The organism is Microvirga terrestris (genome assembly GCF_015694425.1).
Lineage (GTDB): Bacteria > Pseudomonadota > Alphaproteobacteria > Rhizobiales > Beijerinckiaceae > Microvirga > Microvirga terrestris.
This window is the reverse complement of the sequence record NZ_JADQDN010000006.1, coordinates 174,255-188,293: the sequence shown is the minus strand read 5'-3', so window position 1 is coordinate 188,293 and position 14,039 is coordinate 174,255. Positions and strand designations below refer to the sequence as shown.

Annotated in this window: 16 protein-coding genes; 13 read left to right on the top strand and 3 right to left on the bottom strand. The window is 61.7% G+C overall.

From position 1 onward, the window contains the following. Nucleotides 1-180 precede the first annotated feature (180 nt). The 9 genes from rpmH (at nucleotide 181) to I2H36_RS13750 (ending at nucleotide 8,536) form a co-directional block, all read left to right on the top strand. Complete coding sequence (gene rpmH, locus I2H36_RS13790) at nucleotides 181-315, top strand: 50S ribosomal protein L34 (protein ID WP_027314822.1); 135 nt, start codon at nucleotides 181-183, stop codon at nucleotides 313-315. Between the two features lie 20 nt (nucleotides 316-335). Further along, on the top strand, nucleotides 336-767 hold the full coding sequence (rnpA, locus tag I2H36_RS13785; protein ID WP_196264476.1) for a ribonuclease P protein component: 432 nt from the start codon (nucleotides 336-338) through the stop codon (nucleotides 765-767). Next, on the top strand, nucleotides 760-2,619 hold the full coding sequence (gene yidC, locus I2H36_RS13780) for a membrane protein insertase YidC (protein WP_196264475.1): 1,860 nt from the start codon (nucleotides 760-762) through the stop codon (nucleotides 2,617-2,619). Before rnpA ends, yidC begins: the two co-directional genes overlap by 8 nt. A gap of 132 nt (nucleotides 2,620-2,751) precedes the next feature. Continuing rightward, entirely contained in the window at nucleotides 2,752-4,293 is a 1,542-nt protein-coding gene (locus I2H36_RS13775) for a CYTH and CHAD domain-containing protein (RefSeq protein ID WP_196264474.1), read from the top strand. Nucleotides 4,294-4,362: 69 nt separating this feature from the next. Beyond that, nucleotides 4,363-5,028, top strand: a complete 666-nt coding sequence (yihA, locus tag I2H36_RS13770; protein ID WP_196264473.1) for a ribosome biogenesis GTP-binding protein YihA/YsxC — start codon at nucleotides 4,363-4,365, stop codon at nucleotides 5,026-5,028. Beyond that, nucleotides 5,025-5,390 (top strand): DUF423 domain-containing protein, encoded by a 366-nt coding sequence (locus tag I2H36_RS13765; RefSeq protein WP_196264472.1) that lies wholly within the window; start codon nucleotides 5,025-5,027, stop codon nucleotides 5,388-5,390. Before yihA ends, I2H36_RS13765 begins: the two co-directional genes overlap by 4 nt. Before the next feature lie 172 nt (nucleotides 5,391-5,562). Then, nucleotides 5,563-6,657 (top strand): calcium-binding protein, encoded by a 1,095-nt coding sequence (locus I2H36_RS13760; protein ID WP_196264471.1) that lies wholly within the window; start codon nucleotides 5,563-5,565, stop codon nucleotides 6,655-6,657. A 157-nt stretch (nucleotides 6,658-6,814) separates the two neighbouring features. After that, on the top strand, nucleotides 6,815-7,720 hold the full coding sequence (gene argB, locus I2H36_RS13755) for an acetylglutamate kinase (RefSeq protein WP_196264470.1): 906 nt from the start codon (nucleotides 6,815-6,817) through the stop codon (nucleotides 7,718-7,720). 84 nt (nucleotides 7,721-7,804) lie between these two features. Continuing rightward, a complete protein-coding gene (locus tag I2H36_RS13750) occupies nucleotides 7,805-8,536 on the top strand; it encodes a pyrimidine 5'-nucleotidase (RefSeq protein ID WP_196264469.1) in 732 nt (243 codons plus the stop codon). Nucleotides 8,537-8,724: 188 nt separating this feature from the next. Here I2H36_RS13750 and I2H36_RS13745 read toward each other — a convergent pair whose 3' ends face one another. Then, nucleotides 8,725-9,228 carry a YciE/YciF ferroxidase family protein gene (locus I2H36_RS13745; RefSeq protein ID WP_190842984.1) on the bottom strand — a complete coding sequence of 168 codons (504 nt, stop codon included), beginning with the start codon at nucleotides 9,226-9,228 and terminating at the stop codon, nucleotides 8,725-8,727. Nucleotides 9,229-9,332: 104 nt separating this feature from the next. Then, nucleotides 9,333-10,520: a DNA recombination protein RmuC gene (locus I2H36_RS13740; RefSeq protein ID WP_196264468.1), complete on the bottom strand. Its 1,188-nt coding sequence runs from the start codon at nucleotides 10,518-10,520 to the stop codon at nucleotides 9,333-9,335. A 197-nt stretch (nucleotides 10,521-10,717) separates the two neighbouring features. Here I2H36_RS13740 and def point away from each other — a divergent pair, with 197 nt between their 5' ends. Genes def through truA form a run of 4 tightly spaced genes read left to right on the top strand, consistent with a single transcriptional unit; the run spans nucleotide 10,718 to nucleotide 13,420 of the window. Next, on the top strand, nucleotides 10,718-11,236 hold the full coding sequence (gene def, locus I2H36_RS13735) for a peptide deformylase (RefSeq protein ID WP_196264467.1): 519 nt from the start codon (nucleotides 10,718-10,720) through the stop codon (nucleotides 11,234-11,236). Beyond that, a complete protein-coding gene (gene fmt / locus I2H36_RS13730; RefSeq protein ID WP_196264466.1) occupies nucleotides 11,233-12,165 on the top strand; it encodes a methionyl-tRNA formyltransferase in 933 nt (310 codons plus the stop codon). The genes def and fmt overlap by 4 nt, the downstream gene beginning before the upstream one ends. A gap of 8 nt (nucleotides 12,166-12,173) precedes the next feature. Continuing rightward, a complete protein-coding gene (locus tag I2H36_RS13725; protein WP_196264465.1) occupies nucleotides 12,174-12,668 on the top strand; it encodes a GNAT family N-acetyltransferase in 495 nt (164 codons plus the stop codon). 2 nt (nucleotides 12,669-12,670) lie between these two features. Next, a complete protein-coding gene (truA, locus tag I2H36_RS13720) occupies nucleotides 12,671-13,420 on the top strand; it encodes a tRNA pseudouridine(38-40) synthase TruA (RefSeq protein WP_196264464.1) in 750 nt (249 codons plus the stop codon). Here truA and I2H36_RS13715 read toward each other — a convergent pair. Next, nucleotides 13,412-14,002, bottom strand: a complete 591-nt coding sequence (locus I2H36_RS13715) for a hypothetical protein (RefSeq protein ID WP_196264463.1) — start codon at nucleotides 14,000-14,002, stop codon at nucleotides 13,412-13,414. The genes truA and I2H36_RS13715 overlap by 9 nt on opposite strands. Between the last annotated feature and the right edge of the window lie 37 nt (nucleotides 14,003-14,039).

Below are 14,039 nucleotides of genomic sequence, written 5' to 3'. Positions count from 1 at the left end.
CCGCATGAAGGCTGAAGCGGCGTTGACTTTGCCCCTCCATTCCTTCATAAGCCCGCAAGCTGACAGCGCTCTTCTTGGGGCGCTGATCGTTTTTTCGAAACAGTTTCGGGGGAAACCCCTTCCCAACCAGACGGGCGCGAGCCTTCGAGCACCGCTGCCCCATTCGACCGGAGAAGTGCCGTGAAGAGGACCTATCAACCGAGCAAGCTGGTTCGCAAGCGCCGTCACGGCTTCCGTGCGCGCATGGCGACCAAAGGTGGCCGCAAGGTCATTGCCGCTCGCCGCGCCCACGGCCGCAAGCGCCTGTCCGCGTAAGCGCCGTCAAGGACAGCCCGATGCGCGACGCTCGCGCAACGTCTAGCCTCGGGCGTCTGACGAAAAGACCTGACTTCGTCGCGGCGGCCTCCGGCCGCCGCTTTCATACCGAGCGGATGACGGTTCAGGCCCGTCTTCGCGAAGGTTCCGGTCTCGGCCTGCGCTTCGGCCTCACGGTCACGAAGCGGGTCGGCCACGCCACCGAGCGAAACAGGATCAAGCGTCGGCTCAGGGCCGCCCTTCCCACGGCAGGCCAGGACTACGCAAGTATCGATGCGGATGTCGTCGTCATCGGACGGCGAGATATCCTCTCCGCCGAGTTCGACGTGCTCATCGACGATCTTCGGCGCGCACTGCGGGCGGTCACCAAGCCGAAAAACGCCTCTCCCGCAGAGCGTTCTTCCTCCTCACCTCCCTCCAACGGCGAGCGTCGCGGACAATCCCATGCGTGATGACAACAAAAACCTCATCGTCGCCATCGTGCTCTCGATGGCGGTCCTGCTAGGCTGGCAATACTTCTTCGCAGCTCCACAGGCTGAAAAGCAGCGTCTAGCCGCTCAGCAGCAGCAATCCACGCAGGTCAATCCCAACGCGCCGAACCCGCCGGCCAGCCCGAGCCAGGCCGGGGGCGCTGCCCCCACCGTGCCGGGAACGGTGCCCAGCACTCCGGTGGCCCCTACGGTCGAGACCCGTGAGGCAGCCCTCGCCCGCTCGCCGCGCGTGACCATCGATACCCCCACCATCGCCGGTTCGATCAACCTGCGTGGCGGCCGCATCGACGACGTGTCACTCAAGAACTACCGCGAGACGGTCGACCCACGCAGCCCTAACATCGTGCTGCTTTCGCCCGCCGGCACCCAGAACCCGTATTACGCTGATTTCGGCTGGGTCGGAGCGCAGAACGGTGCTCTGCCGACCGCCGAGACGGTCTGGACCGCTGATCGGACGAATCTGACCGCCTCCACCCCGGTGACGCTCACCTGGGACAACGGCCAGGGACTGACCTTCCGGCGTACGATTTCCGTGGACGAGAAGTCCATGTTCACCGTCAAGAACACCGTTGAGAATCGCGGCTCCGCACCGACGACCCTGCACCCCTACGGCCTCGTCTCCCGTCACGGCAAGCCGACGACCCTCGGTTACTACGTGCTCCATGAGGGACTGATCGGCGTTATCGGCGACAAGGGCCTGCAGGAATACACCTACGACGCCATCGCCAAGGAAGATCCGGTCCCCGCCGGTCAGAACACCGTGGGTAAAACGTGGGACGAAGTGAGCGGCGGCTTTGTCGGCATCACCGATAAGTATTGGGCCGCCGCGGTCATTCCGGATCAGGCACAGCCCTATCAGGGCTCCTTCACCATGCGCCAAGGTCCGACGGGCCAGATCTATCAAGCCAACATGCTCGGCACGGCTCAGACGCTGCAGCCCGGTGCGACGACGGAGGTGACGCAGCGCCTCTTCGCAGGCGCCAAGGAGGTTGCGACCGTCGATGCCTATCATAATGCGCTCGGCATCAAGAACTTCGATCTTCTGATCGATTGGGGATGGTTCTACTTCATCACCAAGCCGCTGTTTAAGGTACTCGACTTCTTCTTCCGCCTGTTCGGAAACTTTGGCATCGCGATCCTGCTAGTGACGGTGATCCTGAAGATCCTGTTCTTCCCGCTCGCCAACAAGTCCTACGCCTCCATGGCGAAGATGAAGGCGGTGCAGCCGGAGATGACCTCGATCCGCGAGCGCTATGCCGACGACAAGATGAAGCAGCAGCAGGCGCTGATGGAGCTCTATCGTAAGGAGAAGATCAATCCGGTCGCCGGCTGCTGGCCGATGCTGATCCAGATCCCGGTGTTCTTTGCGCTCTATAAGGTGCTCTTCGTCACCATCGAAATGCGCCATGCGCCGTTCTTCGGCTGGATCCGCGACCTCGCGGCCCCGGACCCGACGTCGATCTTCAACCTGTTCGGCCTCCTGCCCTACAACCCGGGCGCGGTGCCGGTGATCGGTCACTTCCTTATGCTCGGCGTGTGGCCGATTCTCATGGGCATCACCATGTGGCTGCAGATGAAGATGAACCCGGAGCCGCCGGACCCGGTCCAGAAGCAGGTCTTCGCCTGGATGCCGGTGATCTTCACCTTCATGCTGGGCTCCTTCCCGGCCGGTCTGGTGATCTACTGGGCCTGGAACAACCTGCTCTCGGTGACCCAGCAGGGCTTCATCATGCGCCGCAACGGCGTGAAGATCGAGTTGTGGGACAACCTGCGAAAGTCCTTCAACCGCAAGGCCAGCCCCGCCAAGGGCTGAACGGCGGCAGATTGGGACGTGATCATCCCCGGGCCTTGTCCCGGGGATTTTCTTTTGACAACGGCGTGCGCCGTCATTTCTTCAAACCGTGACACATCTATATCTGTCCTGGATGGAATCCGGTGACGGACAATGAGCGCCTCCAAGGAAAGATCGAAGCAGAATTCAGGAGCGGACGCGCCCCGCGAGATCGAGCTGAAGCTGGAACTCGCCTCCGGCACCACCGAAGACCTGCTCGCCCATGCGCTCCTCGACAAGGCGCGTCCGCTCCCCAAGCAGAGCGGACAGCTCCATGCGGTCTATTTCGACACCGACGATCATGCCCTGCACCGAGAGGGCATCAGCCTGCGCATCCGCCGCCGGAACGGCAAGGCCATCCAGACCATCAAGGCTGAAGGCCCCCACAAGGGGATCGCCATGGATCGCGGCGAGTGGGAGACACCCGTCGACGGCGAACTCGACCTATCAGCCGCATCCGGTACACCTCTCGGAAAGCTCATCGCGGACGGGGCTCTGGTGGCACACATCAAGCCAGCCTTCACCGTCGAGACGGAACGGAGAGCCTTCGAGGCCAAGTTCGATGGCGCTGTTATCGAGGTGGCCCTCGACCGGGCCGCAGCCTCCGGCGGCGGCGAAACTGTCACCTTTTCGGAAGTCGAGCTGGAGCTGCGGCAGGGCCATGCCGGGGCTCTTTTTGGCCTCGCCCGTCGCTTGAGCGAGGCGGCTCCCTTAAGGCTCTCGACGGTGGCGAAATCCGAACGCGGCTATCGTCTCCTCGACGAGGATAGCCTTCGCCCCGCGCGGGCCGAGAAGATCAACCTGTCGAAGGATGCGACCTGCGCCGAGGCTTTCCAGATCATCGCCCGATCCTGCCTTGCCCAAATGGTGCAGAACGAAGCTCTGGTGCGGCTCAAGCAGGATCCGGACGCTTTGCACCAGATGCGTGTCGGCCTGCGGCGTTTGAGAGCCGCCATCTCGCTGTTCAGGGCCAAGATCCTGACCGACGCCGAGAGCACCGAGATTCGTAACAATCTGCGCTGGGCCGGACAAGCGCTGGGCGCGCCCAGGGACCTCGACGTGTTCATCAAGCGGCTGGGCTCCATGGAAGATGCCGTGCTCGATCCGTCGCAGATGGAGGAGATCGAACGGCGGCGGACGGAAGCCTACAGGGACCTGCTGAGGACTCTCGAATCCCGCCGCTTCATGGACATCATCCTGCAGGCGGCTGCCTGGATCGAGGCTGGAGCCTGGATGGCATCCGGCAAGGGAGGACGGCAATCCGCACGTGAGCGCCCTGCCCGGAACTTCGCGGAAGCCGAGCTTTCGCGCCGCTTCAAGCGCATCCGCAAGCTCGCTAAGCACCTGCGGGACGTCGGTGACGAGGAGCGCCACGAACTGCGCATCCGGATCAAGAAGCTGCGCTACGGCACCGAATTCTTCGCTTCGCTCTTCACCTCCGGCAAGGCGCAGAAGCGCCGCAAGACGTTTTCCTCCCTTCTGGAGGAGCTTCAGGAGAGTCTGGGCGAGCTGAACGATCTCGCAGTGGGCGGCTCCCTTGCCCTTTATCTCCCTGAGGTTCCACCCAAGCGCTTGAAACAACAGCGCGAAAAGCTTCTCGACAAGAGCGAGACCGCCCTCGCGGCACTCTCGACGGCCGATCCTTTCTGGCTGTAAGCACGCAAGCACCAAGGGAAATGGGCCGAGTGCCTTGAAGAAACTGTTCCAAGCGCCGATAAGAGCCCCATGACCGAGATAATTCCCCCGAACCAGGACATCGACCCCTTCCTCGAGATCGGCCGCAAGCTCTTCGCCGGCGAGGCGGATTTCATCTGGGCCGCCAACGCCCTGAACAACCTGCCTCCCATGAGCAAGGTGGAAATCGCCTTTGCCGGGCGCTCCAATGTGGGCAAGTCGAGCCTGGTGAACGCGCTCACCGGGCGCAACACTTTGGCCCGCACCTCGCATACGCCGGGCCGCACCCAGCAGCTCAACTTCTTCAATATCAACAACCGCTTCCACCTCGTCGACATGCCCGGCTACGGCTTTGCCGCCGTCGAGAAGCAGAAGGTGCAGGCCTGGACGCAGCTGATTCACGACTACCTGCGCGGTCGGGCGAGCCTTGCCCGCGTCTACGTGCTGATCGACGCCCGCCACGGGATCAAGCCGGTGGACGAGGCCGTGCTGGAAACCCTCGGCACGGCGGCAGTCTCGTATCAGGTCGTGCTGACCAAGGCGGACGAGCTGAAGCCGGGTGAGCTCGACAAGCGCATGGCCGACACCCTGCAGAAGATCGAAAAGCGCGCTGCCGCTTATCCAGAGATCCTGCCGACCTCAAGCCGCACCGGCTTCGGCATGCCGGAGCTGCGCGCCGGGATCGCCAAGCTCCTGAGCGAACGTGGCGCCGGATGACGCTCGCCACCCGGATCCTGATCGTCCTCGCCTCCCTGTCGGGCCTCCTCGGCGTCGGCCTCTCGGCCGCGGCAGCCCACATCACGGGCGGCAATCTCACGACGGCGGCGCAGTTCCTGCTCTTTCACGCCCCTGCCCTTCTGGCCCTCGTGGCCCTCATCGCTGTCGGCGCCGTGAACCCGATGCTGGGGCAGATCGCCGGCTACGTGTTGGTGCTTGGACTCATCCTGTTCTGCGGTGATCTCTCCCGCCGCGCCTTTTCAGGAGTGGCGCTGTTCCCGAGAGCAGCGCCCATGGGCGGTATCTTTCTACTGATTGGTTGGGTTCTTGTAGCTCTATCGAGCCTCACGAGAAAGCTTTGATGAGTCAGCGAATATCCCTAGCCAGCCTCATCAAGACGCATAATCGGTTTTAAGGCTGTGTCCCTCACCATTGAGAGAGTTATGCGAAATTTGGACGCAACTCTCCCGTTGGAGGGGTTAAACAAACAATATTTGCAATATTACAAGATTGCCAGTCAAAGGAGGCAATCTCGTGTTCTTTCTTCGTCAATTCTATAATATGACCTCAACTGAAATTAAATATACCGTTCAAGAATTTACTAATGTTAAATACTTCAGCACCTTAGAAGATATTTTGTTCGCAAGCCGGGACCCTGAGGCCCTCTTCTACGAAGTCGATGTGACCGGGAATGAGCTTTCTAATCATATCACCGGCAACTCTATGTCCAATATGCTGGATGGCGGCGCTGGCCAAGACACTCTTGACGGAGGAGCAGGCGACGACTTCCTGTACGGTGGCCTCGGAGTAGACCTTCTTAACGGTGGAAATGGCAACGATAGCTACAACGTAGATAACGCTGGTGATGTAGTCGTCGAAGAAAACAATAACGGTATCGACTTTGTCCAATCAAAGGTCAGCTATGTGCTGCCAGAAAACGTAGAAAATCTAGGTCTCGGTGGTTCTGGACGCATCGCTTCTGAAAACTATGAGAACCTCAATGGCACCGGCAATGCTCTGGACAATTGGCTAACAGGCAATGTCGGCAACAACCATTTGAGGGGCCTTGAAGGCGACGATAGGCTGAGTGATGGAGGTGCTGGCCAGGACACTCTTGAGGGCGGTTCGGGCGACGATATGTATTACATGGGAAGCATCAATAGCACCGTCATAGAGGCCGCCAATGGCGGGGTTGATACTGCCTTCCTGATGTTCCAAGTTTCTGATCTTGGCGCCGTAGACTTCAGTAAGCTTAAGAATGTCGAACGTATTCATTTTTCTAATTTTGCTTCAGGAAAATACGCGATCTTGGAGGATGGCGAGTTCTTTGTCCTTGACGATAAACTGAATGCCAAAAAGCCGACTGATCTCGACGACTTTAAGGTGAAAGAAGACACGATTGGACTTTCCAAGTCTATCTTTTCGAAGATCACCAGGAAGGGCGACCTCAAGAAGGACGCTTTCTGGACCGGTTCGAAAGCTCACGACAAGGACGACCGCATCGTCTACGACAAGAAGGCCGGCGACCTCTATTACGATGCGGACGGCTCCGGCTCCCGCAAAGCGGTCAAGTTCGCCGATGTCGACAAGAACCTGAAGATGACGGCCAGCGACTTCCTCGTCTTCTGAGTCTAACGGGCCGCTCCTTCCATAGGAGCGGCCCATCTTATCTGAGCGCCTCAGGACGGAAGCTCCTTCCAACGAAGCAAGCTAACCAGTTTCCATCGCACCCGACCTGGGCTAGAAGGCAGGCCGTTTGATCCCGATCACCGCGCCGGAGCCGTCCATGTCCGATCCGTCCACGCCCCTCCCCGACGTCCATGTGCAGGCCGAGGTGCTTGTGCAGGCCCTGCCGCACATGCAGCGCTACGACCAGCAGATGGTCGTGATCAAGTATGGCGGCCATGCCATGGGGGACCGGGCGGCGGCCGAGGATTTCGCCGAGGATGTGGTTCTCCTCGAGCAGGCGGGGATCAAGCCCGTGGTCGTCCATGGCGGCGGGCCGCAGATCGGGAAGATGCTCGAGAAGCTCGGCATCAAGTCCGAGTTCAAGGGCGGGCTTCGCGTCACGGATGAGGCCACCGTCGAGGTGGTCGAGATGGTGCTCGCGGGCTCCATCAACAAGCAGATAGTGGGCTGGATCGGCGCCGAGGGTGGCAAGGCCGTGGGCCTGTCTGGCAAGGACGGCAACATGGTCGTGGCCCGGAAAGTCACCCGCACGGCTGTCGACCCTGATTCCAACATCGAGAAGGTGGTGGATCTCGGCTTCGTCGGCGAGCCCGAGCAGGTGAATCGGGAGGTTCTGGACCAGGTGCTCCAGGCCGAGCTGATCCCAGTTCTGGCTCCAGTCGCAATCGGTCAGGACGGCCAGACCTACAACGTCAACGCCGACACCTTTGCCGGCGCCATTGCCGGCGCCCTGACGGCCAAGCGCCTCCTCTTGCTCACAGACGTTCCGGGCGTCCTCGACAAGAACAAGAACCTGATCCCGGAGATGACCATAGAGGATTGCCGCCGCCTTATCGCCGACGGCACCATCACGGACGGCATGATCCCGAAGATCGAGACCTGCATCTATGCCCTGGAACGGGGCGTGGAGGCGGTCGTCATCCTCGACGGTAAGGTGCCCCATGCGGTGCTGCTGGAGCTGTTCACGGACCACGGCGCCGGCACGCTGATCCGCAGGGGGTAAGGGCTTCGCCCTTTCCGAAGCGGCAGAGAGCGCTTATATTTCGAGCAGTGGGGCCGCACGGCCCCATTGTCGTCTTTGGAATCCATGAACGCTAAACCAGCCATCGAGAGCCACCTGTCCTCCGCCGAGTCCCGTCCCTTCTCGCATGTGGACACGTGGGTCTTCGACCTGGACAACACTCTCTATCCGCACACCTCACGGGTCTGGCCACAGATCGACCAGCGGATCACGCTCTATATCAGCGAGCTCTTCGGGCTCGACGGGCTATCGGCGCAGGCGCTGCAGAAGTATTTTTATCACAAATACGGCACGACCCTGAAGGCGCTGATCGACGAGTACAACATCGATCCGCATGACTTCCTCGACTTCGCGCACGACATCGATCACACGGACATCGAGCTGAACCACAGCCTGGGCGAGGCGATCGAGCGTCTGCCCGGCCGCAAGCTCATTCTTACCAACGGCTCGCGCAAGCACGCGGAGAACGTGGCGCGCAAGATCGGCATCCTTGACCATTTCGAGGACGTGTTCGACATCGCGGCCTCCAATTTCGTGCCCAAGCCGGACCGGCGCGCCTACGAGATCTTCCTTGACCGGCACGGGGTGGAGCCTTCCCGCTCGGCCATGTTCGAGGATATCGCCAAGAACCTGACCGTGCCGCATGAGCTTGGGATGACGACCACTCTGATCGTACCGAAGACCCTCGATCCGTTCCGGGAGAGCTTCGAGCAGGAAGCGGTCAAGACACCGGACATCGACTATATCACCAACGATCTGGCGGATTTCCTGTGCGCTTATGCGCTGCCGGCGAAGTAGATCTTGCAAAGCTGTCTTGGGTTATTCCCGGCAGGCGATGGCTGAGCCATCGCAGGGGGAGGGAATCCATAGCGCTGAGCGTGTGAGTGGATCCCCTTCCCGGCCTGCGGCCGCCGGGGATGACACCTTCCGCAACGCAAAATGGCCTCCTTTCGGAGGCCACTTTAAATTTCACAGGCACGAAGAGCTTATGCAGCCTGCGTGTTGATCTTGCTCTCGGCGATCCGGTTGAGCTTCTGATCGGTGGCCTTCTCCTGATCCAGGATCTGATGCAGGACGCCGGCGCAATCGTCGCGGCCGAGCTGCTTGGCCCAGGCGACAAGCGTGCCGTAGCGGGTGATTTCATAGTGTTCGACAGCCTGAGCGGCGGCGAGCAGAGCGGCGTCGAGAACCTGCGGATCGGCGATTTCGCCGGAGATCTCCTGCGCTTCGTCGATAATGCCGTCGATGGCCGGGCAGGTCACGCCCTTCGGGTCATGGCCGTGCATGCGGAAGACCTGCTCGACCATCTGGATCTGCTGCTGGGTCTCACCGAGATGGGTCTGGAACGCCTGCTTCAGCTGCGGATCGGTGACCTGTTCGATCATCTGCGGCAGCGCCTTCGTGATCTGCTGCTCGGCGTAGTAGATATCCTGCAGGGTATGGATGAAGAGGTCATCCAACGACTTGATGTCCTTTGACAAAAGGCCCATAGCGCAATCCTTCCCGGGGTCTGAGATATGCCAATGTGCGAGCGCCATCATTCGCTTGGCGCATCGTTCAGCATGGGGAGAACGTTGCGGGTGAACGGCGGTTCCTAATCCACGGCCCGAAGATTGCGGCCTTGGAGGCGCAGGAGTTCGGCCCGGGCCTCCGCCTCACCCTCGTCGAACTCGAGAGCCTCGATCCGCTCGCCGCGCTTCACGATCTTGTCGGCCGACACCCTGATCTGGGACACATCCTCCTGCGCCTGCCGGAAGTGCGCATCGAGCTTCGCCACGCGGGAATCGAGCCGCTCCACGTCCTCCAAGAGCTTCTGCACCTCGACTTGGATCACCCGCGCCTCCTCCCGGATGCGGGCATCGCGAACGAGCGCCTGCATCACCTGAATGGCAAGCGTCAGGAGCGACGGCGAGACGATGACGATGCGGGCACGATGGGCCTTCTGCACCACCTCGTCGAAATGCTCGGCGAGATCGGCGTAGAGCGATTCCGCCGGCACGAACAGCATGGCGATATCCTGGGTCTCCCCGGGAATCAGGTACTTCTCGGCAATGTCCTTCACATGGACAAGCATGTCGTTGCGGACCCTTGCAGCCGCCTTGCTGCGCGCCTCGTCGCCCTTGGCCTCGCGGAACAGGGTGAACCCCTCCAGCGGGAACTTGGCATCGATCACGAGACCCCGCTCGTCGCCCGGCAGGCGCACGAGACAATCCGGACGCGTGCGATTGGAGAGCGTTGCCTGGAACTCGAACGCGCCAACGGGCAGCCCGTCGCGGATGATGGCCTCCATCCGCCCCTGGCCGTAGGCACCGCGGGTCTGCTTGTTCGAGAGGATGTCCTTTAAGCCCACGATCTCGCCAGTGAGGTTCGTCAGGTTCTGCTGCGCCGCATCGATGACGGCGAGGCGCTCGTTCAGCTTGGACAGGTTTTCGGATTGGTGGCGGGTGGAGGATTCCAGCCCCTGGCCGACCCGATGCTGCAGGCCGTCGATCCGCTCGGAGATCATGCGCACGAAGTCGCTCTGACGGGAGCCGAAGACCTCCGCCATGGTCCGCATCCGACCGGTCATTTCGGATTGGGCCCGGGTGAGCTCCGCCACCTTGTCGTCCATCTCCCGCGCCCGCTCGTCCGCAATCAGCGCTTCCATCGCCCGATCCCGACGGGTCCGCAGGAGCAACACGGTCACGAGGAGCAGGAGACAAAGGCTCAAACCCGCCATCCCCAGGACGATCTGCCCCCAGGTCAGGGAGGTTTTACCGAGGATGAGGACGACATCGTTCATCAGGGTCAAGGTTCCGGTGACGGATGCATCCGAACACAAGTGCCCCGTGCGGAAAAGTGGATTCCGCTTTTGCGTGAAAACGATGCACTCATGAATGATAAGCACCGGATTAGCCCCAAAAGCGGACCTGCTTTTGGGGCCGATGCCTGAAACGAACGATTTGACCATCCTCGCCCAAGCCCTTATCTCCCGCGATCATGACCATCAGACCTCTTGTCATCATTCCCGATTCCAAGCTTCGCCTGGTTTCCGAGCCCGTTCAGGGAATCACGGGCGAGATCCGCAGGCTTGCGGACGACATGCTGGAAACCATGTACGACGCCCCTGGCGTCGGTCTTGCCGCCATCCAAATCGGCGTGCCGATCCGCATGGTGACCATGGACGTGTCGAAGTCGGAGGACGAGCGCCAGCCGATGGTGCTCATCAATCCCGAGATCGTCTGGGCCTCGGAGGAAAAGCGGATCTACGAGGAGGGCTGCCTCTCGATCCCCGAATATTACGAGGAGGTCGAGCGGCCGGATCGGGTGCGCTTCCGCTACATGGACCTGCAAGGCGAGACCGTCGAGCAGGACGCCGACGGCCTTCTGGCAACCTGCGTCCAGCATGAGATCGACCACCTGAACGGTGTCCTGTTCATCGATTACCTGTCGAAGCTCAAGCGGGATCGGGTCATGACCAAGTTCAAGAAGGCAGCCAAGCGCGAGGCCGGCGCATGAGCCTGCGCGTCGTCTTCATGGGCACCCCCAATTTTGCCGTGCCCACATTGTCCGAGATCGTCGGCCAGGGCCATGATGTCGTGGCCGTCTACACCCGCCCGCCCGCCGCTGCCGGGCGTGGTATGGAGTTGAAGCCCTCCCCGGTCCACAACATGGCGGATCGGTTCGGGATCCCCGTGTTCACGCCCAAGACCCTGCGCACGGACGAAGCCGCGGAGATCTTCCGCAGCCATGACGCCGATGTGGCCGTGGTGGTGGCCTATGGCATGCTGCTGCCGAAGGCCATCCTCGAGGCGCCGGAGCTCGGCTGCCTCAACCTTCACGCCTCCCTGCTCCCCCGCTGGCGAGGCGCGGCTCCGATCCAACGCGCGATCATGGCCGGTGACCAGGAAACTGGCGTGGCGGTCATGAAGATGGAGGAGGGTCTCGACACAGGCCCCGTCGCCATGGTCGAGAAGGTGGCGATCACGCCTGACATGAACGCAGGCGATCTGCACGACAGACTGATGGTGCTCGGCGCCGACCTCATGGTGCGGGCGCTCGCCGCCCTCTCCCGCGGAGGCCTGGGATTCACACCCCAGCCGGCGGAGGGCGTCACCTACGCCCACAAGCTCAGGAATGAGGATGCCCTGATCGACTGGTCGAAGCCGGCTCAGGCGGTGCACGACCATATCCGTGGGCTCTCGCCCTTCCCGGGAGCCTACTTCACGGCCGATTTCGGCAAAGGGCCAGAGCGGGTGAAGGTTTTGCGCGCCACCTTGGGAAAAGGCTCAGGTTCCCCTGGGACAATGCTCGACAATAATGGTATAATATCCTGTGGCGACGGGGCTGTCCGTCTCATCCAGGTTCAACGAGCCGGCAAGGGCCCCGTGGCTGTCGAGGAATTCCTGCGCGGCGTGAGGCTTGGTCCGGGCGCCCGTTTTGGGTGAGGACGCCTATGACGATTCGTCTGAAGGAATCCGCAGACTGGCACGAGATCTATGCCATCTATGTCGCGGCCTTCGGACAATCGGCGGAAGCCGATCTGGTGCGAAACATGCAGGATGACGGAGATCTCATCCTGTCCCTGATTGCCTATAACAATCAGCCTGCGGGGCACATCGCCTATTCTCATCTGGAACTGCACGAAGCCTCTGCCGTAAAAGCTTGCGTGCTGGCGCCGCTAGCGGTTGCTCCCGCCTTTCAGAAGCAGGGGATCGCGGCAGCTCTTGTGCGGCACAGCCTGAGGCACCTGACCGACAAGGGATACGACTTGGTCGTGGTTCTGGGAGAGCCGCATTACTATGGCCGCTTCGGCTTCGATCCCAAGCTGGCGGAAAAGCTGAAAACACCCTATGACGGGCCCTATCTCCAGGCCCTTGCGCTTTCCGATCTCGGGAAAGGCGCCCACGGCCCTGTATCCTATGCCAGGGCCTTTGCAGAGCTGAACTAGACATGCCTCGCTACAAGCTTGTCGTCGAATATGACGGCACGCCATTCACCGGGTGGCAGCATCAGACGAACGGTCTTTCCGTGCAGCAGGCTGTCGAGGATGCCATCGCGCGCTTCACCGGCACGCCGGTGCGCATCCACTGCGCCGGGCGTACCGATTCCGGTGTTCACGCCACCCATCAGGTCGTGCATGTGGACCTGGAGAAGGAGTGGCGGCCGGATACGGTACGCGATGCCACCAACTCCCATCTGAGGCCCGCACCGGTCGCGATCCTGTCGGCACGGGTCGTGCCCGAGACGTTCAATGCACGCATCTCTGCCGTGAAGCGCCATTATGTCTACCGCATCCTCAACCGGCGGGCGCCGCCGGCCCTCGAAGCGAGCCGGGTCTGGCACGTGGCGTGGGCGCTCGATGCGGATGTGATGCACGAGGCCGCGCAAACGCTGATCGGGCGGCACGACTTCACCACATTCAGGGCAGCCGAGTGCCAGGCCAACAGCCCGATCCGCACCCTAGACCGGCTCGACGTGGAGCGGATCGGCGACGAGATCCGCATCTCAGCCTCCGCCCGCTCATTCCTGCACCATCAGGTACGCTCGATGACGGGCACCTTGGAGCGTGCGGGCGCCGGGCGCTGGTCCGTGGACGATGTCCGAGCGGCCCTGGAGGCGCAGGATCGCAAGCGCTGCGGCCCGATGGCTCCGCCGACGGGTCTTTATCTCATCGGCGTCGACTATCCGGAGCTAGTCTAGAAGGCCCCGCATCGCGGTACTGACGAAAGCGTTGAGCACGATGCCGAGCACCACGATACCCAAGGCCGGCACGCTGGTGAGGCCCAGGGTCGACTTGGTGGCGAACCATTGCAGCCGGACGATGATGATCGCAAAGGCGAGGCTGAAGAGGCTGGCGAGACCGGGAGGCGCCCAGCCCAGCAGCATGAGCATGGCCGGCACGGAGAGCACCAGCATGCCGATGACCGAGATCCAGTTCGTGACGATCACGAAGGGCACATAGGCCTTATCGAGTCGAAGCCAGCGGGCGATCCAGATCATGGCGACCGGCAAGGCGAGGAAGCCCGCTACATGGCCGAGGGCCACGACGAGATCGACCCAAACATTGTCGAGCAGGGATCGGTCGGGCTGGAGCATGCCGAGGCGCAGGCGCTCGAAGGCCAGGGAGACCACGTAGGCCGGCAAGGTCAGCCAGAGCGCCGCAAAGGAGCGCCAGAATCCCCTTTCGCTCATGTCGAAGGACTTCAGCCCCTCCGCCCTGCTGTTGAGCAGATCCAGGGTTCCCCTGAACGAGCGATTGACCTCATCCGCCGTGACGATCATGAGCAGCCTCATCCATGAAGACCGTTGCTCACGAGAA

What these genes read in the sequence shown, in the direction of transcription:
- I2H36_RS13745 (WP_190842984.1), bottom strand. Translation starts at nt 9,228, where the DNA reads ATGGGCCTTTTGTCAAAGGACATCAAGTCGTTGGATGACCTCTTCATC.
- truA (WP_196264464.1), top strand. Translation starts at nt 12,671, where the DNA reads ATGCCTCGCTACAAGCTTGTCGTCGAATATGACGGCACGCCATTCACC.
- yidC (WP_196264475.1), top strand. Translation starts at nt 760, where the DNA reads ATGCGTGATGACAACAAAAACCTCATCGTCGCCATCGTGCTCTCGATG.
- yihA (WP_196264473.1), top strand. Translation starts at nt 4,363, where the DNA reads ATGACCGAGATAATTCCCCCGAACCAGGACATCGACCCCTTCCTCGAG.
- rnpA (WP_196264476.1), top strand. Translation starts at nt 336, where the DNA reads ATGCGCGACGCTCGCGCAACGTCTAGCCTCGGGCGTCTGACGAAAAGA.
- I2H36_RS13740 (WP_196264468.1), bottom strand. Translation starts at nt 10,520, where the DNA reads ATGAACGATGTCGTCCTCATCCTCGGTAAAACCTCCCTGACCTGGGGG.
- I2H36_RS13765 (WP_196264472.1), top strand. Translation starts at nt 5,025, where the DNA reads ATGACGCTCGCCACCCGGATCCTGATCGTCCTCGCCTCCCTGTCGGGC.
- argB (WP_196264470.1), top strand. Translation starts at nt 6,815, where the DNA reads ATGTCCGATCCGTCCACGCCCCTCCCCGACGTCCATGTGCAGGCCGAG.
- I2H36_RS13715 (WP_196264463.1), bottom strand. Translation starts at nt 14,002, where the DNA reads ATGATCGTCACGGCGGATGAGGTCAATCGCTCGTTCAGGGGAACCCTG.
- I2H36_RS13725 (WP_196264465.1), top strand. Translation starts at nt 12,174, where the DNA reads ATGACGATTCGTCTGAAGGAATCCGCAGACTGGCACGAGATCTATGCC.
- I2H36_RS13750 (WP_196264469.1), top strand. Translation starts at nt 7,805, where the DNA reads ATGAACGCTAAACCAGCCATCGAGAGCCACCTGTCCTCCGCCGAGTCC.
- def (WP_196264467.1), top strand. Translation starts at nt 10,718, where the DNA reads ATGACCATCAGACCTCTTGTCATCATTCCCGATTCCAAGCTTCGCCTG.
- I2H36_RS13775 (WP_196264474.1), top strand. Translation starts at nt 2,752, where the DNA reads ATGAGCGCCTCCAAGGAAAGATCGAAGCAGAATTCAGGAGCGGACGCG.
- fmt (WP_196264466.1), top strand. Translation starts at nt 11,233, where the DNA reads ATGAGCCTGCGCGTCGTCTTCATGGGCACCCCCAATTTTGCCGTGCCC.